Raw genomic sequence first — 23,783 nt, forward strand, 5'->3', positions numbered from 1 at the left:
CTGTTCTCTTATGTTAAGTTCTGAAATTATAGTAACGGTACTAGATTAACTAGTTCAAGTCATATCCTGCACTTGAGGATTATACGCGACCTTCATTAGGATTGTTATAGGCGTCTTTATCGATAGTGCCCATAATTTTATCTACTACGAGAGCATTTGTTAAGGAACCAGATACGTTCAAGCATGTACGGCCCATGTCGATCAATGGATCGATAGCAAGGATTGGGCTAATGGATGTGAAGTACGCACCAAGGCCTGTACCACTAAGGGATACGGATGCAGCCATTGTAGCTGTACCAGGAACACCAGCGATACCAACGGAACCGATTGCGATAACAATAACACTCATGATGTACATAGTCAAATCGAATGGAATATTTGCTACATTAGAGATATATACAACGACAAGTGCTGGGAATACGCCGGCACAACCTTGCATGCCCGCAGTAGTACCGAAAGATGCTACTGTATTAGCTGTTGTAGCATTTACACCAAGACGTTTTGTCAATGTTTCCACAGTCAATGGCAATACGCCCATAGAGGAACGGGATGTGAAAGCTAACAAGAGCGGAGCTTTTGCTTTTTTGAAGTATGTAATCGGATTGTAACCAAAGCTAGCAATCAAGATAGCTTGAACAACGAACATAATCAAAAGGCCAACGTAAAGCAATACTACGAAGAGACCCATATCTAAGATAGCTTGCAGGCCACGTGTTGCCAATGTAGATGCCAACAATGCAACTACGCCATATGGCATAAGACCAATAATGAAGTCTGCTACCCAAGAAATCAATTGATGAAGTTCATCAAATAACTTAGTGAAGATTTCCATGCTATTTGTGCCTGTTTTCTTCAACAAACGAGCAACGCTGCCCAAGATAATAGCAAATACTACGATGCCAATAACATTAGTTTCAGCAGCTGCTTGAATTGGATTACTTGGAATCAATGCACGGAATGTATCAACCATTGGTTTGATTTCACGAATCTTTTTACCAGACTCTACAATATCGAACCCTTGACCTAAACCGAAAGCATTACCCAAAACAAGGCCTACGATAGCAGCAACAGCTACCATGCCAAGGTTTGTAGATACCATGGCAACTACTAACTTTTTAAGGTTAGCACCCGCCTCCATGTGCAAGATAACATGGACGATAGAAATAAATACAATAGGAATAACAAGCATACGGATCAAATCAATGAAACCGCCACCCACTAGAGAGAACCATTTAGTACTTTCCTTGATGTAAACTACTTTAGATGGATCATCTGGGAAGCCCGCAATGATTTGAACTGCAATACCGAGTACGGCACCAACAATGGTACCAATAATAACGAGATTACCGAAGGATGTGCCCTTGCGTTGCAACACATAAATACCAATTAACGCAAGTACAAACACTGCGATAATACCAATACTTAGTGGATTGCTTAACATGAGGTAATCTGTAAAGAATGGAATATTCATAATACACCTCTTTAATTCATATCACAATAATAGGTTATGAACTAAGTATAGCATATATCGAAAATTTTACAAGTAAAACAATTCAAATTTTATAAGTTTATCTATGCAGAATCTGCAAGCTCCATAAACACGTTAATCTCCATAGCTCTACAGGTGCCTATACAGTTCCAAGAGAGCTCTACATCATAATAGAAATTAACACATATAAAAAAGGTGACCTTCCTAAGGAAGATCACCTTTAAAATTATTCAGTTATAGCTATACCTAGTTAATGTATTAGCGTTTAACCAAAACGTAAGTTACTTGGATAGGACCATGAGCACCATCTACAGTAACCAACTCAATATCAGCCGTACGGGATGGACCAGAAATCAAGCAGATATTTGTAGGGAATTTGGATGGATCGTTATGATAACGTTCAGCCAAATGTTCCATAGTTTGAGTCATACGTGGATTGATTGTATCAGTGTACAATACAGCAATATGTGTTGTTGGCAACAAGCTGATAGCACGACCAGATTCTTCACCAGATGCTTGTACTACAGTAGCTGTTTCAGCAATACCGCAGTATGGGAATGTAATACCGATATCTGCATTGGCAGTGTTGGAGATACATTCTTCACGGCCTTTAGCTGGGTCCCATTGGAAGTATGTACGAGTGCCGCCATTATTAGCTGCATCTTGTTCGAATAATTCTTTTAATTTATATTCGTCTACTTCTGGAGTGCTTGGGAATACAATCTTACCATTGCCCCAGTCTTCGATAGCTGCCAAAATTGTTTCACCTAATTTATCAGGTGTAGTTTCAACGAATTTTGTACCAACACGTTGACATTGTTCCTTAAACATTGTCAAAATTTGATCTTGATTCAAATCTTTGAACATAGTTTCTTGAGGACCATGGCTGTAATCAAAGCCCTCTACAAATGCAGGGCACATTTCTTGATCACGGCCTAATGCACGAGATAAACGTGCAATAAATTGTTTACGTTTAGCTTCATCCATTATTTTTTCTCCTTCTTCTTGTTCTTTTCATGTTCAGCATATAAGTCACGGAATTTCTTGAACTTCAATGTACCCATTTCTTTAGATTTAGTCCAGCCGTTCATAACTGGAATAGCTTGAGTCCATGTAGGCATATTGCCTTCTTTGTTACTAATCAAATTCATGCCGATAGCGCCAGCTTTTGTACCAAGGTCGAATAATGTGGAGTTACCAAACATCTTAGCCGCTGCAGTAAAGATTGCTTCTTCTGCTTTCGGACGAGTTTTTTCGATGTCAGCCATAATATGACGGTGTTCCATCAATAATTCATGCAATGGAATAGCTACTGGACAGTTTTCTGTACATGCACCGCACAATGTGGAAGCATATGGAAGATCGCCTGCTACGTCGTAACCTTTGAACAATGGAGTCAATACAGCACCCATTGGACCTGGATATACGGAGCCATAACCATGACCAGAGATGTGACGGTATACAGGACAGATATTCATACATGCACCACAACGGATACAACGTAACATTTCTTGGAATGTACCACCTAAGATACCGGAACGACCGTTATCGATAATGATGATATGAGTTTCTTCAGGACCGTCAGCTTCGCCAGCACGACCAGGACCAGTCATCATGGAGAAGTAGTTGGAAATTTTAGCACCTACTGCAGAGCGGTTCAACATTTCCATCATTACGTCAAGAGCTTTGAAGTCAGGAACGATACGTTCTGTACCTAAGAAGATTACTTGAGTCTTAGGAATGGAACTAGCCATACGACCGTTACCTTCGTTGGAAACGATAGTACAAGTACCGGATGCAGCAACTGCAAAGTTACAACCGTTAACGCCTACGTCAGCTTTCAAGAAGCGTTCACGTACATAACCACGTACGAAGTGAGTCATTTCAGTAGGGTTTTCAGTACCTGTATAACCTAATTTTTCAGCGAAGATTTCGCGGATTTTATGACGTTCAAAGTGAAGGCCTGGTACTACGATGTGAGATGGTGGGCTCACTGCAGTTTGCAAAATGAATTCCGCCAAGTCAGTTTCGTTTACTTCGATACCAGCTTCTTCAAGAACTTCGTTCAAACCAATTTCTTCAGTTAAGATAGTTTTGGATTTAACGATCATTTTAGCTTCGCGTTCACGAAGAATATCTAAAGCGATTTGAGTTGCTTCTTTATCGTCGAATGCAAAGTGAACTTTAGAACCAGCTTTTTCAGCGTTTTCAGCGAATTGGTTTACATAGTAATCCAAATTGTTAAGAACGTGATCACGAAGTTTAGCTGCTTCTGCGCGGAAATCTAACCATTCAGGAACGTCCGCAACTACTGTATTACGTTTATCATAAAACACGTCTTGTGCTTTTTTGATAGCTGCTACTTTGAAATCGTCAGCCAAACATTCTTTTATACGTGTTTTATAGGGGCGATTGTCATATATAAGTGCCATGTCGTCTCCTCCTTAACGGCAGTTTAAGATTTCAGCAATATGCATTACTTTGATACGGCGATCGATTTCGCCTTCTTTGTGAAGACGGTCAAGCATACCAGCGATGTTCATCAAGCACGCTTGGTCAGAACCGGAAATAACGTTAGCACCTGTGCCAGCGATTTCCAATGCTTTTTCGCGTGTCATAACTTCACTAATTTCAGGATTCTTAACGGAGAATGTACCGCCGAAACCACAGCAACGGTCTGCACGTGGTAATTCAATCAAATTGATATCTTTAACATTTTTAAGGAGTTTGAATGGAGGCTCTTTAACGCCCATCAAACGAGTTACGTGGCAAGAAGTATGGTATGTAACGGATTCGTTAAAGCGTGCGCCTACATCTTCTACACCTAATACGTCAGTAATGAATTGAGTGAACTCGTAAATTTTGCCGCTCAATTTTTCTGCACGTGCCAACCACTCAGGTTGATCTTTCAAGAAATGATGATATTCATCACGGATTGCAAATGCGCAAGAGCCGGACATGCTGACTACATATTCAGCGTTTTCGAAGCATTCGATTGTATTCTTAATTGCATCCATAGCTGCTTCGTTGTAACCAGAGTTAGTGAACATTTGGCCACAACATACTTGTTTCTTAGGCACTACGAGTTCGCAGCCTAATCTTTCAAGTACTTCTACACCAGCCATGCCTACATGTGGGTAGAACATGTCAATCAAACACTGTTGGAAAAGATGAATTTTCATATTATCGTCCTCGTCTTTTCTAGTACTTAACCTAATAAAAAATTTTGATATGTATGTGTTATGGCAAGAATTCTAGTGAAAGTTTTTCAATAATTTTCCGCCCGAAACATTACTTATGCTTTCAAATAAATATTCAAAAGCTTTATCGATATAATTATAAATTAATCATATAGAAAATGTCCAAAGGATTGCTATATTAGTATGTACCCTTTTATTTCCCATATCGTTATGACTTTTTGTAATAACAAACATTGAATTTTATCACAAACACCTCCTTATTTATAAATTATTCTTGTAAAAGTCCCTTAAATTCTAGATTTTGGGAATATTTATCATTTTGCATTTTCAAAAGCTCTCATATCGTTATTTACCTATAATTCATTGAATATTTATATAAATAGGCTTTAAATTTCAAATTCATGTAATTTTTATCCTTATATATTACATTTTCTTATAGTAGTGTATAAATTTAAAAAGTGTTATAATTTATTTTATATAAGTATAGTTTGAAAGGAGCCTTTTCAATGAAACTAAATAAATTATCTTTATCCTTGGCAATTACATTAGCCCTCGGTTCCACATTCGGCATGGCTCACGCCGAAACAACTGCGGCTCATGTAAAATCTGAAGTATCTAGTACAGCTACAAAAGCTGAAGTAGCTGCTAAATCTGACGAACATCGCGTTGATACATCTGTTAAAAATGATGCTAAACGTGTTGATACATCCGTTAAAAACGATGCTAAACGTGTTGATACATCTGTAAAAAATGACGCTAAACGCGTTGATACTTCCGTAAAAAACGATGCTAAACGTGTTGGTACATCTGCTAAAAATGACGCTAAACATGCAACTACAGTTGTAAAACACGATGCTAAGCATGCTGATACATCCGTTAAAAGCGATGCAAAACATGTTGATACATCTGTGAAAAACGACGCTAAACGCGTAGATACATCCGTTAAAAACGATGCTAAACGTGTAGATACATCCGTTAAAAACGATGCTAAACGCGTTGACACTTCTGTAAAAAACGACGCTAAACGCGTTGATACATCTGTAAAAAATGATGTTAAAGAAGATGCTGCTAAAGTAGAAGGAAAAAAAGCTGTAAAAGCTAAAGAAAACTTACCTGCTGGTGTATATCCTGACACTAAAGATAACTGGGCTCGCGATGCTATCCAAGCAATGACACAAGCCGGTTACCTTTCTGGTTACGCAGATAACACATTCAAACCTAGCGCTCAAATCACTCGTGAACAAGCAGCTGCTATTTACGGCAAAGTATTACAACATAACTTAAACGAACAAGAATTAGCTGATATCGTAACAAAAGAATCCGCTACTTCCTACTCTGACGTAGAAGCAGATCGTTGGTCCAGCTCCGCTATCAAATTAGTAAGTGCTGCAGGCGTAATGGAAGGCACATCTAAAACAGCTTTCACACCTAGTAAAACTATGGACCGCGAACAATTCGTAGCATCCGCAGCAAGCTTGGCTAAGAAGTTAAACCTTTCTACACCTGTAAAAACAGAAAAGGTTACTTTCAAAGACGAAGCTAGCATTTCCTCTGCTTACTTGGCAGATATTCAATACATGGCACAACGTGGCATTGTAGCATCTGGGGCAACAGAAAACTTTAACCCTAAACAACCTGTAACAAGAGCACAAGCAGCTACAATTTTGAACCGCATGCTTAACGGTGCTGGCCTTGCAACACCAAAACATACTGCAACTGTAACTGAAACAAAAACTGAGCCAACTGTAAAAGAAGATGTAAAAAAAGCTGATACAACAGAAAAAGATGCATCTAAAGTAAACAAAGATGCTAAAAAAGATGTAGCTAAAGCTGACAAAACAGTAAAAGCTGATGCAAAAAAAGCTGAAAAAGATGTAAAAGGCAACAAAAATGCTGCAGTAGCTCAAAAAACTGAACCTACTCGCACAGTTCGCCCTGTTCGTCGTAGCACTTTAAAAGCACTTGATCAAAAACAACAAGCTGCTTTAGAAGATAAAGTATTCAATGAATTGAATAAAACATATAAAACAGAAGAAGCGTTCCAAGATTACGGTGTAATGTACTGGCGCGATAATCAATTGCACGTAGCATTGAAAACAGATAGCGATATCTCCACAGTAAAAGCTAACCTTGCTGCACGTGGTGATTCCACTGTAAACAACTATGTTGTAGTTGAGCCATCCCAATACAGCCAAACCGAATACGATGCAATCGATGCGAACTTCCGCAACTACTACAACAAAAATGAAAAAGCTGGTACTATCCTAGCTACATTCCCTGATGTAGAAAACAACCAACTTTATGCTGTTGTAACAACTGCATCTAAAGAAACTCAACAAGGAATGTCTAAATTATTCGGTTCCAAAGTAAAAATGACAGTAAAACGCTAATCGGCGTTCACTCAACCAGCCAAGGCAGCGTATACGTTTAGTATTACGCTGCTTTGTTTATATCTCTATGCATGCCTTATTATTCGCTATATAATGGATATAGATTTTTTTGTTGGTAAAAGTTTATATTCTTCGGCTATAAAACGTTAGCCATTTACCATAATTAGGAAGGATTTTTATGTACAAGAATACCCCTTATGTATTACGTGCCCTTGTTTTAGGCACACTATTAGCTACAACAGGCCTTAGTTTTGTTTCTGCTAATACTACAACTCATGCTCCTGCAGTAGCCTCCACTAAAGCTGAAGCGTCTACCGTAGACAATACAAAAGCAGTTACACCAAAAACAGATGTTACTAACGTAGAAGCAACTAAAGTAGAGTCTTCTAAATTTGATGCTGCTAAAGCTGCCACACCTATAGTTGTAAATACATCTATTGGTACGCCTCAAGATATTCAAAAAATCCGTGCCCACATCTTCTCTGATGTACCTAGCGATTTCTGGGCTGCCAACTCTATCAGTACTGTAACAAAAGCAAATCTTATGAAAGGTTATTCTGACGGTACATTCCGACCTAACCAACCTATGACTCGTGAAGAAGTAGCTGCTCTCTTCAACAACATCACAGATGATGGTACAGCAGCCTTCTTATCTAGCAAATTTAAAGATATTACATCTGATCGTTGGTCCGCTCTTGCCATCGAATCTGTAGCGCGCAAAAATATTATCAGCGGTTATGGCGATAACACATATAAACCTGAAAAATATATGTCTCGCCAAGAATTTGCTGTAGTAGCAGACAACTACATTCACTACTTAGGATACACAACAGAGGATCCAACAGCACTTGATAGTATTGCTTATGGAGACCAAAAATTCATAGCTCCTTGGGCTCAAGACGCAGTTCGTGAACTTGCATACCTTGGCTTCACAAACTATGCTCCTGGCACATTATTCAACCCTGAAAAATATGTAACTCGTGCTGAAGCAGCTGAGATTGCATACCGCATGACACAAACAGAGCAAGCACTTGCCTTCCACAATACATTGTTCAAACAACAAGTAGAAAGCAAAACAGCTACTATTATCGACAAAACATTAGGCTATGGCAATGACTTCACTAAATTCCGTCAAGACGGTGCCCTATTCTGGGATGGTGGAAAATTACATGCTTCTTTAACAGATAAGAAAAAAGCTGATGCTGTGGCTCATGCAATCGCTGAAACACAAGATCCTCAACTTGAAAGTGCTCTTGTGGTTGCTCAAGGCAAGTTAAATCAAGCACAACTTGAAGATTACCAATCTGACGCTATTGATTTATACAAAGCAAAAGAGCCAAAAGGTAACATCATCTCCATACGTCCTAATGACGATACAAGCGCTCTTATCATCACAGCAGACTCCGTTCAAAAGGACACTGTGAAAGCTTTCAAAAAGAAATTCAAAAACAATGTAGTCGTAGAATTACCAGAACCAGAGACAGTAAAAGCGGATGCAGCGATCCAATTCCCATTGCCTCCACGCGTAAACTACTACGATACAACAAATAAATAATTAAATAAACTCAATAATAAAAAATAATAAAAAGCCGTGTTCTTACACGGCTTTTTGTTGTATCCCCATCAAAATGTATTATAAGACTATTATTAAATCTATAAAATCATAACCACCCGTAGAACGGGTGGTTTGCTCTGACCCTATAAGGGTCTTTCTCTAGTGGTGGCCCTCTAAAGATCAAGCACAACTTGAAGATTACCAATCTGACGCTATTGATTTATACAAAGCAAAAGAGCCAAAAGGTAACATCATCTCCATACGTCCTAATGACGATACAAGCGCTCTTATCATCACAGCAGACTCCGTTCAAAAGGACACTGTGAAAGCTTTCAAAAAGAAATTCAAAAACAATGTAGTCGTAGAATTACCAGAACCAGAGACAGTAAAAGCGGATGCAGCGATCCAATTCCCATTGCCTCCACGCGTAAACTACTACGATACAACAAATAAATAATTAAATAAACTCAATAATAAAAAATAATAAAAAGCCGTGTTCTTACACGGCTTTTTGTTGTATCCCCATCAAAATGTATTATAAGACTATTATTAAATCTATAAAATCATAACCACCCGTAGAACGGGTGGTTTGCTCTGACCCTATAAGGGTCTTTCTCTAGTGGTGGCCCTCTAAAGAGGGCATTGAATGATCTGACAACCACTCTATTACCACTGGCTGCCCCCTACTCGGGGGCTTTTATTTTGCCTATTTTACTGGCTCACCTGTAAACGGGTCGGTATATTCTTTAAAGTTTAATGTATCTTGCGCTATATCCTCTTGTAGTTGATTGCGAATATACTCTTTTATCGCTCCTTCATATCGTCCTACCGTATCCACATAATATCCTCTACACCAGAAATGTCTATTTCCATACTTATATTTTAAATTTGCGTGTTTATCGAATATCATGAGGCTACTTTTACTTTTTAAATATCCCATAAAACTCGATACGCTTAAATGTGGTGGTATCGTTACTAACATATGAATATGATCCGGACAGCATTCCGCTTCTATTATCTCTACATTTTTTCTCTTACATAAATCTCGTAAGATTTTACCTATATCAGCTTTTATCCGACCGTAAATTATTTGTCTTCTATACTTTGGAGCAAAAACAATATGATATTTACATCTCCATTTACTATGTGATAAGCTTTTTACGTCATTCATTGACATTGAACCTCCTATGTTGAAATGTTGTGGTTGCCAGACCAACTTCATTCTATCACTAGGAGGTTCTTTCCTTTTCTCTAAGAATTTTTACCGACCCCCAGTTTAACTGGGGGTTTAGTCATGCCTATTCGGCGTACAACAAGAAGCGGATAGATATGAAATCTATCCGCTTTTTGTATAGACTTATATAGTTTTTCGATCTTCTATAAAAGGATTAGCCTAAGAATCCGCCATGTCCCATACGAATGCAGTCTTCTTTAGTAATTTCATCATTTGCTACGAGGCGTGGCAAGATTTCATCAAATGCCGTTGGTTTGCTGAACAATACGCCACCTGGAACGCCAAGAATCGGTGTACCATCAGCACAGTAAGCAATACAAACCATAGAACCTGGCAATACAGGTAATCCGTATGTCACTACGCGATCTGCATAACGTTTAATGGCCCCTGGGGTTAAATCGTCAGGGTCAACGCTCATGCCGCCGGTACAGAAAATAATATCAGCACCAGCTGCTTTTACCTTGTCGATAGCCGCCACAATATCGTCTGTATTATCCGTTACGATTTCATGGGCTACTTTATTTACACCAAACTCTGCACAACGTTCCTCAATGATTGGGGTGAAAGCATCTTTAATACGGCCTTCAAATACTTCGGAACCTGTAGTAACAATGCCCATTGTTTTGCGTACGAATGGTTTTACATTAAGTAAAGGCTTGCCATTAGCAATTTTCTTTGCATCCTCCACTTGTTGTTCCTCTAATAACAATGGAATACAACGCATGCCCGCTAATTTATCGCCTACTTTCACCGGTGTATTATTAAATCTCGTTACGATAGTAAGCTCGCCAATGCTATTAATAGCATGTAAGCGATCTACATCAACTTTAAAGAGACCGTCTACGTCCGCAATAGCTTCGATTTTACCTTGCGCCATAGGTCCATCGTGCATATTTTCGCCACCTGCCATATTGTACAAAGCACGTGCCACGTCCTCTTCGTGCAAGAATCCTTCATCCTCAGGTTCCATCACAAAGATATGCTCTTTACCAAGGTCTAGTAATTTCGGAATATCCTCTTCCGTAATAACATGGCCACGACGGAATGGCGTATCTTTCACCTCTCCGATGACAATGCGTACTAAATCATGTATTAATGCATGCCCCACGGCATCTTGTGTTCTAATGGATTTCATAATATCTCCCTTTATAATCTAGAACTCTATGTAATGTATTATACTCAAAATTTTCTTCAAACTTTAAATTCTGAACTCTATACAATGTAAATTCTAACAATTCTATGTATCTTACCAAATAATCATATAAAAATAGATGTATTTATGCTGTAACTCAAGTCACCTTATTCGGTAAAATCAGATTGCACCGAGTATACGCGCAAGTAGTACGCCAATCCAGCAAAGGATTAAGCCCCCTACAACTTGTACAAAGCCATAGAAAAAAGCCTGTACATAAGACTCAACCATCATAAGTTGTAACATTTCAAAGGCAAAGGTTGAAAATGTTGTAAATGCACCGAGTCCACCAACAACGAGGAAGAACCTCGCCAACTGTGATAAATCTGGCTTTTGCATATATAGACCTAGTACAAGGCCAATAATGAGGCAACCAATGAGGTTTACTACAATCGTTCCATATGGAAAGGAACTCACCTTTGTCATAACCCATTCGCCAAGAGCCATGCGACACAAAGCACCAACTGCGCCACCAATGGCAACTGCAATGTATTTTTCCATATTGCCTCCTATACTTACAGTAGTATCCTACGATTTTCACAATCCGTGTAATTATCTGAAATAACCGATAAATATCTAGTTTTCTATATTAGTCAACGACCAACAGTCTCAGTATACTATATTTAGAGAGAAGGGAAAAGAAAGGAATCCCTATGAAGCCTGCAACAACACCGTTAACTGAGCTACGAATAAATACCTACGAAGACCCATTTTTACAACATCAATATGTATGTTTAGGTCATAAAATTGCCAACATTCGCATATCTCTAAATATGTCCCAACACGAGCTAGCACGCCATGTTGGGATTAGCCGCAGTTATTTGAGCAAGCTAGAGTGTGGCACAGGCATATCCGGCATGTCTTTAGAAATTTTATTTAAAATCGCTCAAGCATTCCAAATTGATGTAGCTCAGCTAGTAAGGTTGCGCATCATAGATTATAAAAGTTGCAATGCTCATCTGACGTCACACTATAAACGATTAGAATTTCTAAGTCATACGAGGAACAGCGCGCTAACTAAAGTTAAGCCAAAGCTAAGTTAAGCTAATCAAATACAGTATTAACGCTCGTACAGAAAAAGCCCCGCCAACGGCGGAGCCTTTCATAAGCATGCCAACAATAGGCATTATACTTCATTAAGTTTTTTGTGTTGTACTTCAGCATTTGCTTTTTTGAAGATAAATGCATTATTAATATGCTGACGCATAGCAGTTTCTGCTGCCACTTCATCATGACGCTCAATAGCATCTACGATATGATCATGTTCATCATCGCAATCATGGGTACGCACTGCATTAAAAGAGCTAATGTACATGTCGCGGTTAACGCGTTCACGGAAGCTTGCTAAGTATTCTACAACGCGTTCATTACCAGAATAATGAGCAATCATAGTATGGAAACGACTGTTTACTTCAACGCGTTCTGTAGCTTCTTCAATCTCATGCATTTCTTTACAAATTTCACGCAACTCTTTAATTTGTTCATCAGTTGCATGACGGGCACAAAGTCGTGCACCAAGGCCTTCCATTACTTCACGCACTTGATACAATGCAATAATCTCTTCAGGAGTATCCGCCTTTACAGTAACACCCTTCCAAGGAACAATAACTACGAGATTATCTTTCGCCAATTTACGGAATGCTTCGCGAACAGGTGTAGCGCTCACTTGCAATTGTTCTGCAATTTTTACTTCGTTAAGCTTTTCTTGTGGCATCAATTCGCCTGTTAAGATAGCTGTTTTTAATGTTAAATAAACTTGTTCACTGAGCGGTAATCTTTCAATGGAGTCCACAGCGGACAATTTGTATTTATCTTTTGAATCTTGTCGTCCCATTAATATCCCCTAACCTTATATCCCTTCATCTCTTTCGTACTTTCAAAGAACGGCTAAAATGAGTATAATATATTGTACGATATATTTTATATCTTGAATAAATATGTCATATGTAATTTAGTGCATATAATATAATTATAGAGCTCACATCTAAGACTGTCAATTTAACGATAGATAATAGCTATATCTCATTTTTGAAAGTAAGGAAGTTAAATCATGAGCCGTTGTTTGGTAATCATAAACCCTGTATCGGGTGGCGGTGCGGCGCGCCGTTATGCCCTCGATTTACAATGGAAATTGAGCACCTTATTCGAAACAATCGAGGTCAAATTCACCACCGGTGAAGGCGATGCTACACGTTTTGCAAAGGATGCTTGCGAACGCGGATTCGATGCTGTGTTCTGCATGGGCGGTGACGGCACCGTAAACGAAACTGTAAACGGTATTGCCCAAGGGGGATTCAAATCTACCTTTGGTTTTATCCCTGTAGGTACTGTTAACGATATGTCCCGCGCTCTTGGTATTCACCAAAATCCAACACAAGCAATCAAACGTATTGATATCAATCAAACGCGTACTATTGATATTGGCCGGTGCAATGATAAATATTTCTGCAATAATATCGCAGCCGGTGTTATTCCAAAGGTAATCGAAGAGGTTACCCCAAAGGAAAAGAGCATCTTGGGTCCTCTAGCCTACTTCTTACGCGCAGGGCAAGCCTTATTTACAACAAAGGATTACACATACCGCATCAAAACAGAGAATGATGATTTTATTTGTAAATCACCACTCGTATTGGCATTGCTCACCAATGTAGTATCTAGCTTTGAACGGTTTATGCCTGAAGCCTCTGTAGACGATGGTTATATGCGCATCATAATATTCAAGGAATACTTCATCCTCGATATTCTAAGCGTATTGCCACTTATCATTAGTGGTGCCATCTACAACTCCCGTTATACAACAACACTAACCGTGAAAAAGGCTCATATTGAGTTATTATCTAATATCGGTGATCTACCTACTAATATGGACGGTGATCAAGGTCCATCCATGCCGGTAGATATCGAAGTATTGCCGCGTGTACTGAAAGTATTCGCACCAGCAAAACACAAAAAGAAAAAGGCCTTGAACTTGCCTAAACTACCGTATATAGACTTGTAAGAGGCAATCTAGGTAATTTATTTGAGTATATTATACAGTTAGCACAAAAGCTCTCTATCCAAGGATAGAGAGCTTTTTGTATTTACTGGACTATAAGCTACCTCTGTACAGATTTATACACTAGCATACATATAGCCTTATGACAATCGTACGATTCTTATAGTCTAATCTATAATGATTGCATCGTGCAAGCGGAAGCTATAGATATAGCATGCTTTCACAGGCATTCCCGTCAATCGCTGCAAGGCCTCTTTGTAGAGATCCATTTGAATTTTATAGCGCTTGATGAGGTCTTCCCCTGATTTGACGCGGTCCGTCTTGTAATCTACGAGAACCCATTCACCGTCCTCTTCAAAGGCAGTATCGATAATACCTTGAAGGAATAGATTCTCCCCATCCTCTAAGGTGTCATATACGCGTTTTCCTTCAAAGAGCATACTAAACGGCAATTCACGTTCTATACGTTTCGCATTGATAAGACGCTTCCCAAGGTCAGAACTAAAGAATTTATATAAACTTGTATCACTTAATAAATTTCGCTCTTCCTCTGTGAAAGTCCCTTTTGTTACAAGTGCATCAAGCTCTTTTGTTAAAGAAGATTGGGTATACTGCGCAAGAGGTAGCCATTGCATGGCCTCATGCATCAAGGTCCCCCATTGAGCCCCTGTCAACACATCCTCTTCGGACTGTAATGCTTGCGGCTTGCGGCCGAATACAGAATTAGCTAAATCATCAGCGGAAACTGTAATAGTTGGTACAGCAACATTACTTGTAGCGTCACGATCAGCATTACGAACATCTAGCTTAATAGCTTGACCTAAGATTGCATCTGAAACGGCTCGTTTAGCGCCTGTATCTACCGTTACAATCGGTTCGTTCAAGGTATCAATAGTGCCTGCTTCAATTTCACGTTCTTGGAATCGTCGTTTTAATTCACTGACGGAAATCTTAGCCGTGCGCCGCGTAGCGTCGCTATACGGATAACTATAGTTGAACCGGTCTTCGATTTCCTGTGGCAATTCCACAGCATTAACAGCTTGTAATTCACGTACTTTATTGATGGTAGTTTCATCGATATCTGCCTTGTAATCGAGGTCACCATAGAGAGAACCATCGTGAATTTCCACCTTAATGCGACACTTTTTATCAGGCAAATCAAAATAGGTCGGCCCTTCGTACTCAATGGCTACGCGCAATGGATTGCCACCGTCCAAATGACGGGTAAAGCCCATAATTAACCATTCTAGATATGTATTCGCTTGGGTGATAATATCCGTCGGCAACTGTTGCCCTTCTATAGCGGCAACATTGTTAATGAGCTCACCTAGGCTAGATAGTTTACCTGCAGAATTCTTAAACCCCTTCACAAAGCCCGTCATGAACAGCTTATCTCTAGCCCGTGTTAAGGCTACGTAAAGAATACGCTGTTCCTCGGCCTTGAGGGCCGCCTCTTTAATGTCTTTCACGTAAAACCACGGCATGGTCGGGAAGGAAACCCGAATATCTGGGAAATAGCCCTTAAGACCAAGTCCTGCATTTTTATCGATGAGGAGTTCCGAGCGAAGATCCATCATATTGAACCGTTTTTGAACTCCAGAGAGGAATACCACAGGGAATTCAAGGCCCTTACTCTTATGGATGGTCATGAGGCGCACTACATTATCCGCTTCGCTTACCACATTAGCTAGTGGCATATCTTGGTTGCTATCGCGCAAGCTTTCCACAAAGCGCAAGAATCTAAAGAGTCCACGGAAGCCAGAGGCCTCATAGCCCTTTGCTCGATCGTACAAGGCGAGCACGTTCGCACGGCGCACGAGACCATTTGGCATGGCACCTACATAGTTTACATAGTCTTGGGATTCGTAAATATCCCATAGCAAATCGGTCACACCGTGACGACGCGACAAGGTGCGCCACCGCTCCATATGACCAATAAAAGCTAATAAGCGCTCATCTTGAGCCTCTTCTGCATAGGCGGGCATGAGAGACCACAAAGAGCCCTCACCAGATAGGCGCAGTGCACCTAGTTCGTTTGCATCAAGACCTACAAGACCAGAGTGCAATACCGCAGCCATCGGCAAGTCTTGTTCCGGATTATCTATGATTGATAACAATGCCAATAGTAATTGAATCTCTTGTGCTTCAAAGTAGCCATCCCGTTCGTTTACTACCGCAGGGATACCCGCTTGGCGCATGGCTTCTACAGCACGAGTGCCCCAACCAGCCAAGGATCTGCGCAAAATAGCAAAGTCTCGCCATTCAATTTGATGGAACGTACCATCTGGATTTTGCACCTTCTTCTTGGCAGTATGGATTTCCTTGATTTTTTGGATAATGAAATCTAACTCACGCTCGTTATTTTCAGGGTCGTCCCCTTCGTCCTCGTCACTTTCACTAGCACTGAGGGTGTCCTTACTCACATCGAGGAGCTGCAACTCCACGTCGCCTCCAACCCAATCTGCTGGCGCATCCTCTACGATGCGGCCAGGAATGAGGGATTCAGCCTCAGTATAATTAAGCTCTGCCGCCTCTTCTGTCATGATTTGGTAGAACAAGAAATTCGTAGCAGCCAAAATATTATCGTGAGATCGGAAGTTCTTTGCTAGGTCGATACGGCGCTCCACCGCATCAGTACTGCCGTACGTATTATATTTCTCCATAAATAGAGAACTGTCCGCCATACGGAAGCTGTAAATCGCTTGCTTCACGTCCCCTACGTAGAACCGATTATCGACGCGAGAAATCAAGTTGATAATCGTCTCTTGCACGCCGTTCGTATCTTGGTATTCATCGACCATGATTTCTTTAAAAGTATCTTGCAGCTCCTTCGCTACATCGGATGGCTGAGGATTATCCTCTGTGCCCGGCTCAACAAGAAGAGCTAAACATAGATGCTCCAAGTCACTAAAGTCCATGATACCTTGTTCTTGTTTCATATCCCGATACGCCTTATGAAACGCAATCGTGAGCTCTACTAAACCTTCGATGATTGGATATTGAGCCTTGAACTGCTCTTGCAAGGTAGCTTCCGGCACTGTGAATACAGCAGCTTGTATCGCTTTGAGGTCATCTTTATTTTGGGAACCTAAGGATTTAAACTCTGCTTGTAAACTAGGGTCAACCTCTTCTCCAAGTTTATTAAAGCGGTCTTTTATAAAGGTATCCGTATGTTTACAAGCTTCCCCCATATCGTCCCAAGTTTGAGCATTTGAAAGCATGCCTAGTGCGGCTAGTTGGTTATCATAAATATTTTGCCATTTATGAGGCCCCACTGGATCGAGCAAGATTTGCTCCATCCGCTCTAAGCGCTCGCGAATGCGGTCGATAACAGCTACATGGTTGTCCCACATATATTGGCCCCATAGAGTATCACTTGGGTTTGCAGTCATAGCCTCTTTATAAGGCTCTAAGGCTTTTCGTAACCACCCATCAGGATTGGCAAGGGACATGGCGTAGTTATATAAAGACATAATCTTCGCCGTTAAGCCTGCATCCGATTTATCATCACTAAAGAAATCCGCCAATTCATAGATGTTATAAAGACCTTCTTCGTAAGATTTAGTCAATAAATCAGCTAGCACCTCTTGTTGTAACAATGCCATTTCTGCTTCGTTACCGATACGAGCTGTTGGGTTAATATCCAGCTTATAGAAATAAGATCGAATCACCCATTGGCAGAATGAGTGCAACGTAGAAATATGAGCAGACGGCAACAGATTAAGCTGTCGTTCAAGGCGCTCTTGCATAGCCGCGTCATCAGTAGACTCCATGGCTTTTGCCAAGGCTAAACCAATGCGGGCACTCATCTCTTGAGCAGCCGCCTTTGTAAAGGTTACAACCATGAGCTCTTGTACGGATAAAGGATTATCCATATCTTTAAGACGCGTAATAATGCGCTCTACGAGAACTGCCGTTTTACCTGAGCCGGCCGCTGCCGCTACAAGTAAGGTTTGATTATCTAAGGACGAGTCCTTAGGAGCTATGATGGCAGACTCTTGCTCTGGCGTCCATTTAACACCCATGGTATTCACCTCCTTCGTTACCATTATTTTTAGCGTTCCTGTTATTTCTATCGTTACTGTTGTTTCCGTCGCTACTGTTATTTCCGTCGTTTAGAGCCTCTTTCATCCGTTCTAATGCATCATCTTCAGATAAGCCGGACAGATAATTATACTTATTACGGCTAGAGTCAAAACGGCATACAGTACGATAGTCACAATATGTACATGGTCTAAAGCCATCCAATTGATATGGCTTAATAGGGAACTGGCCTTCCCCAATATTACGGCCCGTTTCAGCCATTACGTGGTTTGTATAACGGCACATTACGTCAAATTCACCTGGATTCTTAACCTTGCGCAAATCCCTACTAGAGATAGTTTGATCCTTTTTCGTAGCGATTGGTACATAAGGTCCTCGTTTAGATCCATAGGATAAAAATTTATTATCGATATGGGTCAACAACTCGATATCATCAGAGAAGTATCCACTGTTTTGCCATGCATTGCTTTCTTTAGCCAAAGATACTGCATCTTCATAAGATATAGGTGCATCGGCAGGAATTTTAGGATTTTTCACATAGGAATACACCACAGCTGCCGGTGACATGGAGCCACCATGCGTTTTGCCATAAGCGGATTCTAACGCCAATAGATAGGTCATGAGCTGCAATTTAAGGCCATAGTATACATCTTGCGCCGTTACGTGTGCGCCGCCCGATTTGTAGTCAATAACCATACCATAAGTTTGACCATCTCGGGTATATTCATCGATGCGGTCAATTTGACCGATGAGGCGTAAATAACGATCCTCTCCAAGGGGCACCCGAATCGGATCCCAGCCTCCTTGACGGCCAAAATCTTGCTCTAAGTATTTCGTATCAAAATCACTGCGCTTCGACCACTCTACGAGGCGGTCTACCGTCACATGTAATGTTCTTTGTACACGCTGCTCGATTGCCTTTTGGTAGGCGTCACTCGTTTCCTCGCCGCCCTGATTTTCTTGTAAAATTTCTTCTGCCACGGAGCGGCACAAATTTTGTTGATCCGCTTCGTTAAGGTCACGCCATTGTTTATTGTTATCTAATAGATAATTACCTAAACGCTCTAAATTAGCGTGAAGGAATGTACCAATTTCAGGAGCACCAAAGGAACGTACACGACGCGGTTCTAGTTTTAAACCATATTGAGCATAGAACTTGAACGGACATTGCTGATATCTCTCTAGACGCGTCACAGAACCAGACATATAGCCTTTAGATAGGAACAATCCATTCACTAAATCCTTCGTAATGACCGGCACATCATTATTATCTCGAATACCACGAGACACCTCCCCTAAACGAGGACGGTAGGTGTCACTTTCACGAGCCCAGTTATAGAGGCCCCACCACAATGGATTGACCTCATGACCACTAAAGAGGGCACCCCAGCGCTCAGACAATAGGGACAAACTCTGTAAAGGTCGCCATACATAATCCGCCTCGGTATCAGGTGCAATAGAGAGTGGAATATCTACCGCCTTGTCTACATAACCAAGGGATTCTAGTCGTTTCACCACGAGAGCTGGCTCAAGGCCGGTTCCATCTTCACCAGAACTTGCATAGGACAGCGTCAAAGAATCGGACGCCCGCGTCATAGCTAGGTATAATAGAAAATTTTCGTTGAAAGCCTTCGGCAAAGCCCCTTCAGCCAAGGTTATACCGGCCTCCGCCAATTCTTGACGTTCCTTATCTTTAATGAGCCCTTCATCGCCCATGCTTTGTGGAAATACGCCTTGGTTGAGGCCCATGACGAATACCTTAGGCCACCATTGGCTATAACCACGTTCAATGGTGGTAATCACCACATGGTCCAAGGATGGTGGAATCATGGAATAATTTACATCACTCAAGCCCTCTTCGAGGAGCAACATCATCTCATCCAGTGTCAACACTTCGTCCTTCATGACCATAGAGATTTCGTCTATGAAAGAAATAACAGCATTGTACATCTGTTCATGGCTAGCTTTAGACTCTTGATCGCCCACCGTTTCTGCGTCCTTCGCCCATTCATAGAGGCGCTGTGGCACTTGCAATGTTTCTAAGAGACCATAAAGTTGTTCGCCCCATTCTGCCCCCGTATGGCCTTCGCTATGAGCAGCAAAGTCAAACCATGGGGATAGAATCTCCATAATAGTTTGCCGAGCTTTGTTGATACGAGCTCTACGAGGTGCATCTACATGACTTTCTTCATCTTGCCCTTCATGAAAGCCTCGTAAATAGGGCCAGCTTTCACGTTCCCATTTATAATGGTCGATACCAAACTCGAGTACATAGTTTTCTAATTCATCTACGGCCTCACGGGTAAGGGGCATCAAATCTGTTTTAAGCAATAAGAACATGCTGTCTCGACTGTAGCTATGGCGCACGATATCAAAGAGTGCCGTCAACAACTCGCCTAATGGATGGTTTTTCATAGGCCGTTGGCGGTCGATAAAGTGCGGAATGCCATACCGACCGAAGACCTTTTCTAAGGTATCCCCGTACGTTTCTGACTCGCGAAGCATGATACATACATCGCGGTAACGTGCTTCTGGAGAGGATTCTACGTAGGCTAAAATACGGCGAGCCACCGCATCAGCTTCTCGTTCTCTATTATAACCACGAATGAGTTGAACAGTAGTATCAGTAGAATTTTGCTTGCTAGGACTAGTAAAGTAATTAGACTCTAATTCTTGTACGATTTGAGGGCCCCGTTTGCCGTCAAAACCCACCCAATTAATACTAGTGCCATAACGAGCCACTAAGGTGTCGTAAATTTCTAAAGGACGACTAAAGAGATGTTCCCCTCGACGAGCGAGGTTTAACGCCTTCGGAGCCATCGGTAAGTCAATAGTAATAACGGCTTCCTTAGCCAAATCAAACAAGGTATAGATCAACTCGTAGTGTGTCGGCGTAAACCAATGAAAGCCATCGATAAAGACGTGGCTGTTTTCCATCAGTGGAGATTGAGGCAAAGCCTCAACGATTTCCATAATTGGATCGATATCGCGCTCCCCATGACGACTGATTTCCTCCTCATAGGCAGCCATACAAATGGCAAGTTCGCGCAATTTCTTTTGTAATACTTTATTTTTTACGGACTCCGCCCCACGTTCTAGGTCTGTAGGACCAACGCGGAATGCGCGAAACTCAGAAAAAAGCTGTTGCAATACAGAAGAAAACTCAGGCCGTTTTGTAGCCTGTTCTAAGAGGCCTAGCTCCTTTTGTTTTCGTTTCATAACAAGGCGCAACAACATAGACCGGCCAAAACTAGATAAGCTTGATTGACCGGCTCCTTTGGAGCCTATGGATTGATATACTTGGTAACCCAAACGACCAAAACCTACGACGCGAACCGTAGTAAAACCTTTTTCAGGCATAAATTCTGCCAGTTCCCGCTCTACCCGATACGTAGCTGGTTCAGGAACGAGTAAGATTATGGGTTCCCCTGGACAATCAGTCATCACTTGACGTATCCGTTCATATACGGCACGCGTCTTGCCTGATCCCGGTCGTCCATAATAGGCGCTAATACTCATGAGACCTCCCTAGTGAAACGTTCACCATCTCAGTTTATATAATTTATATAATACGCAAATTTCATCTTATTTATATATTTCTTGTTCTTAGGTATAGCCTAAAACTATTTTTTTCGATATAATATGTTATTATACTAAGTATTATTATATAGTAATATGATATTCTGTGCTTAATTCTGGGGTTAATTTAAGCTAATTGTACAATATTTGACTCATTTGATTATATTTGTTTATAATTAAGAAAAAAATTTATATTTTATTTACAATTAACAGAATTTCATATATAATACATGTTAGTATTTGTGTTATTTGTAAAAATCATGTATTTAGGAGTGAACTATTATGAACAAAAAACATTTAGCAGCTGCTTTTGCAGTATTTGCAGCTACAACTATGTCTTTCTCTGCTTTCGCAGCATCTGTTGATGCTAATGCACGTGCTTACGAACGCGCTGCAGCAGAGCAATATACTTACGCAGCACCTCAAGCGGCTACACCAGCTTACCAATCTGGCTACGTAACAAGTGCACCACGCCCTGGTTACAAACCATTACCAGCGGTACCTTACACAGCAGGTGACATGGCTCAACAAATGCCTGTATCTAAAGAATTAGGCGATCCAATCTTCGTAGCACCTGAAACAACAGCTGTAGGTCTTCAAATCATGGACCCTATCGCTACTAACAGCCAACCTGTATACCAAGAAACTGTAACTTCCGTAACAGCTAATGGTAACGGCAGTGCATATGTTTCCCGTTATAAAACTAACCAATTAAACGCATTCGACTTGTTGTTGAACGGCAAATCTTACACTTACGACTTGCCTGCATACACTAACGGCTACCAAGTGAAAACTGCTAGCTCCTACAACCGTGCTGGCGACGGCGTTGCAAATGTATTCTCTACAAACGTAATCACTGAAGCAGTTGTAAACAACAACTCCTTGCGTATCACTGTTAACATGACTCAACCAACAGCTGTAGCAGCTGCTAAATTGCGTTCCATGCAACAAACTGGTCAAGTAGCAGGCGGTGAAGTAGCTGCATTGTTCGCTTACAATGAAAGCTATGATGGTGTAAAACAAGCTGCTCATTACGACGTATTCAACAACGGCAACCGTTACATCGTTGTTAAATCTGGTGCTGTAACAGTTCCAAATGGTGCACAACACCCTTACGCAACTGCATTGTTCGCAGTAACTGACGACACTGTAGCAGCTGTAACAGTATCTGGCAACACTGCTGATACTTACGATTTAGTTAAAGGTACTGCATACGCAATTGCACAATCTGCTCGCGTATCTAACGCACGTACTCGCTAATTCTAACTATAATTCGTTACGAATTAACTATAATGGTGAAAGCTACAAGCCTTCACACCTAAAGACTATATAAATCACTAAATCCCCGAATGAGGTATCTCATTCGGGGCTTTTTTATGCATCTTACCAATTGAATTCTTTTTATGCATCTTACCAATTGAATTCTTTTTATGCATCTTACCAATTGAATTCTTATATTTATTTTTTTACGATAATCTTGTAAATACTTCTAACGCTTTATACGCCATCAAACGATAGCCTCTTGCATTAGGATGTACTTCACCGGCAAAGACAATTTGGCCGATTTGATCCGCTTCGTATAATGATGTATAAAAGTCTATAACCTTCAAATCATGCTCTGCAGCATAGGCTTTCAGTTGTTCATTGACCTCTCTCACCACAATGTCGAGTCCATCCATATCACTATCGATTTGTGTTTCTAAACCAATAATAACCTTCCCCTTTGTGCTCGCTAGTTCAATAGCTTTCACCAAGGTCTTGAACACATATGTACTATCTCGACCTTGCAAAATATCATTAGTACCACACATTAAGAAGATATGACGCGTGGAATCAGCTACAGCTGTTGGTAGCCATTTTTCAATGTTATAAATCATGCCCTGAACGGAGCAGCCGTCTTCACCATAATTTGTAAAATGTACACCCTCTATAGATGCATCACAAATTTCAACCCAACCTTGGCCATAAGGCACATCATAACCGCGGGTAATGCTATCGCCAAAACAGATAATTTCCATATCTAGACCTCCTGTACTATGCATTAATCATATAACAAAATGACAATTATATACAATATACATACTATGGATTTTTATATGCATTTT

17 protein-coding genes are annotated in these 23,783 nt (G+C 40.8%); 6 read left to right on the plus strand and 11 right to left on the minus strand.

Features of this window, described 5'->3' with window-relative positions; all coding sequences use genetic code 11:
• Positions 1-79: 79 nt before the first annotated feature.
• The 4 genes from VCHSUH03_RS00400 to VCHSUH03_RS00415 form a co-directional block, all read right to left on the minus strand.
• Positions 80-1,471, minus strand: a complete 1,392-nt coding sequence (locus VCHSUH03_RS00400) for a cation:dicarboxylate symporter family transporter (RefSeq protein WP_105093656.1) — start codon at positions 1,469-1,471, stop codon at positions 80-82.
• Positions 1,472-1,747: 276 nt separating this feature from the next.
• Positions 1,748-2,476, minus strand: a complete 729-nt coding sequence (locus VCHSUH03_RS00405) for a LutC/YkgG family protein (protein ID WP_105093657.1) — start codon at positions 2,474-2,476, stop codon at positions 1,748-1,750.
• Positions 2,476-3,921 carry a LutB/LldF family L-lactate oxidation iron-sulfur protein gene (locus VCHSUH03_RS00410; RefSeq protein WP_105093658.1) on the minus strand — a complete coding sequence of 482 codons (1,446 nt, stop codon included), beginning with the start codon at positions 3,919-3,921 and terminating at the stop codon, positions 2,476-2,478. The genes VCHSUH03_RS00405 and VCHSUH03_RS00410 overlap by 1 nt, the downstream gene beginning before the upstream one ends.
• Positions 3,922-3,933: 12 nt before the next feature.
• Positions 3,934-4,671: a (Fe-S)-binding protein gene (locus VCHSUH03_RS00415; protein ID WP_105093659.1), complete on the minus strand. Its 738-nt coding sequence runs from the start codon at positions 4,669-4,671 to the stop codon at positions 3,934-3,936.
• Between the two features lie 524 nt (positions 4,672-5,195).
• Between VCHSUH03_RS00415 and VCHSUH03_RS00420 the strand changes: the two genes are divergently transcribed.
• The 3 genes from VCHSUH03_RS00420 to VCHSUH03_RS09595 all read left to right on the plus strand — a co-directional run bounded on the left by VCHSUH03_RS00420 (position 5,196) and on the right by VCHSUH03_RS09595 (position 9,091).
• Complete coding sequence (locus VCHSUH03_RS00420) at positions 5,196-7,079, plus strand: S-layer homology domain-containing protein (RefSeq protein ID WP_241567115.1); 1,884 nt, start codon at positions 5,196-5,198, stop codon at positions 7,077-7,079.
• Between the two features lie 178 nt (positions 7,080-7,257).
• Positions 7,258-8,634, plus strand: a complete 1,377-nt coding sequence (locus VCHSUH03_RS00425; protein WP_105093660.1) for an S-layer homology domain-containing protein — start codon at positions 7,258-7,260, stop codon at positions 8,632-8,634.
• 322 nt (positions 8,635-8,956) lie between these two features.
• Complete coding sequence (locus VCHSUH03_RS09595) at positions 8,957-9,091, plus strand: hypothetical protein (RefSeq protein WP_277620744.1); 135 nt, start codon at positions 8,957-8,959, stop codon at positions 9,089-9,091.
• A 249-nt stretch (positions 9,092-9,340) separates the two neighbouring features.
• On the opposite strand, the gene tnpA is transcribed toward VCHSUH03_RS09595, so the two are convergent.
• The 3 genes from tnpA to crcB form a co-directional block, all read right to left on the minus strand.
• Positions 9,341-9,805, minus strand: a complete 465-nt coding sequence (gene tnpA / locus VCHSUH03_RS00435) for an IS200/IS605 family transposase (protein ID WP_043005932.1) — start codon at positions 9,803-9,805, stop codon at positions 9,341-9,343.
• A gap of 217 nt (positions 9,806-10,022) precedes the next feature.
• Positions 10,023-11,003 carry a molybdopterin-binding protein gene (locus VCHSUH03_RS00440; RefSeq protein WP_024064497.1) on the minus strand — a complete coding sequence of 327 codons (981 nt, stop codon included), beginning with the start codon at positions 11,001-11,003 and terminating at the stop codon, positions 10,023-10,025.
• A gap of 177 nt (positions 11,004-11,180) precedes the next feature.
• The gene (gene crcB / locus VCHSUH03_RS00445; protein ID WP_105093661.1) at positions 11,181-11,561 is read right to left on the minus strand and encodes a fluoride efflux transporter CrcB; all 381 of its coding nucleotides are present in this window, start codon (positions 11,559-11,561) and stop codon (positions 11,181-11,183) included.
• A gap of 152 nt (positions 11,562-11,713) precedes the next feature.
• Between crcB and VCHSUH03_RS00450 the strand changes: the two genes are divergently transcribed.
• Complete coding sequence (locus VCHSUH03_RS00450) at positions 11,714-12,103, plus strand: helix-turn-helix domain-containing protein (protein WP_060924483.1); 390 nt, start codon at positions 11,714-11,716, stop codon at positions 12,101-12,103.
• Positions 12,104-12,186: 83 nt separating this feature from the next.
• Here the strand turns inward: VCHSUH03_RS00450 and VCHSUH03_RS00455 are convergent, their stop codons facing one another.
• Positions 12,187-12,894 (minus strand): GntR family transcriptional regulator, encoded by a 708-nt coding sequence (locus VCHSUH03_RS00455; RefSeq protein WP_024064500.1) that lies wholly within the window; start codon positions 12,892-12,894, stop codon positions 12,187-12,189.
• Between the two features lie 216 nt (positions 12,895-13,110).
• Here VCHSUH03_RS00455 and VCHSUH03_RS00460 point away from each other — a divergent pair, with 216 nt between their 5' ends.
• Positions 13,111-14,058, plus strand: a complete 948-nt coding sequence (locus tag VCHSUH03_RS00460) for a diacylglycerol/lipid kinase family protein (protein WP_105093662.1) — start codon at positions 13,111-13,113, stop codon at positions 14,056-14,058.
• Between the two features lie 164 nt (positions 14,059-14,222).
• Here VCHSUH03_RS00460 and addA read toward each other — a convergent pair whose 3' ends face one another.
• The gene (addA, locus tag VCHSUH03_RS00465) at positions 14,223-18,080 is read right to left on the minus strand and encodes a helicase-exonuclease AddAB subunit AddA (protein WP_105093663.1); all 3,858 of its coding nucleotides are present in this window, start codon (positions 18,078-18,080) and stop codon (positions 14,223-14,225) included.
• Positions 18,070-21,618 (minus strand): PD-(D/E)XK nuclease family protein, encoded by a 3,549-nt coding sequence (locus tag VCHSUH03_RS00470; protein ID WP_105093664.1) that lies wholly within the window; start codon positions 21,616-21,618, stop codon positions 18,070-18,072. The genes addA and VCHSUH03_RS00470 overlap by 11 nt, the downstream gene beginning before the upstream one ends.
• A gap of 342 nt (positions 21,619-21,960) precedes the next feature.
• Here VCHSUH03_RS00470 and VCHSUH03_RS00475 point away from each other — a divergent pair, with 342 nt between their 5' ends.
• Positions 21,961-22,938: a hypothetical protein gene (locus VCHSUH03_RS00475; protein ID WP_105093665.1), complete on the plus strand. Its 978-nt coding sequence runs from the start codon at positions 21,961-21,963 to the stop codon at positions 22,936-22,938.
• 206 nt (positions 22,939-23,144) lie between these two features.
• On the opposite strand, the gene VCHSUH03_RS00480 is transcribed toward VCHSUH03_RS00475, so the two are convergent.
• On the minus strand, positions 23,145-23,696 hold the full coding sequence (locus tag VCHSUH03_RS00480; protein ID WP_105093666.1) for an SGNH/GDSL hydrolase family protein: 552 nt from the start codon (positions 23,694-23,696) through the stop codon (positions 23,145-23,147).
• Positions 23,697-23,783: the final 87 nt, after the last annotated feature.

The sequence above is a fragment of the Veillonella infantium genome (assembly GCF_002959895.1).
Lineage (GTDB): Bacteria > Bacillota > Negativicutes > Veillonellales > Veillonellaceae > Veillonella > Veillonella infantium.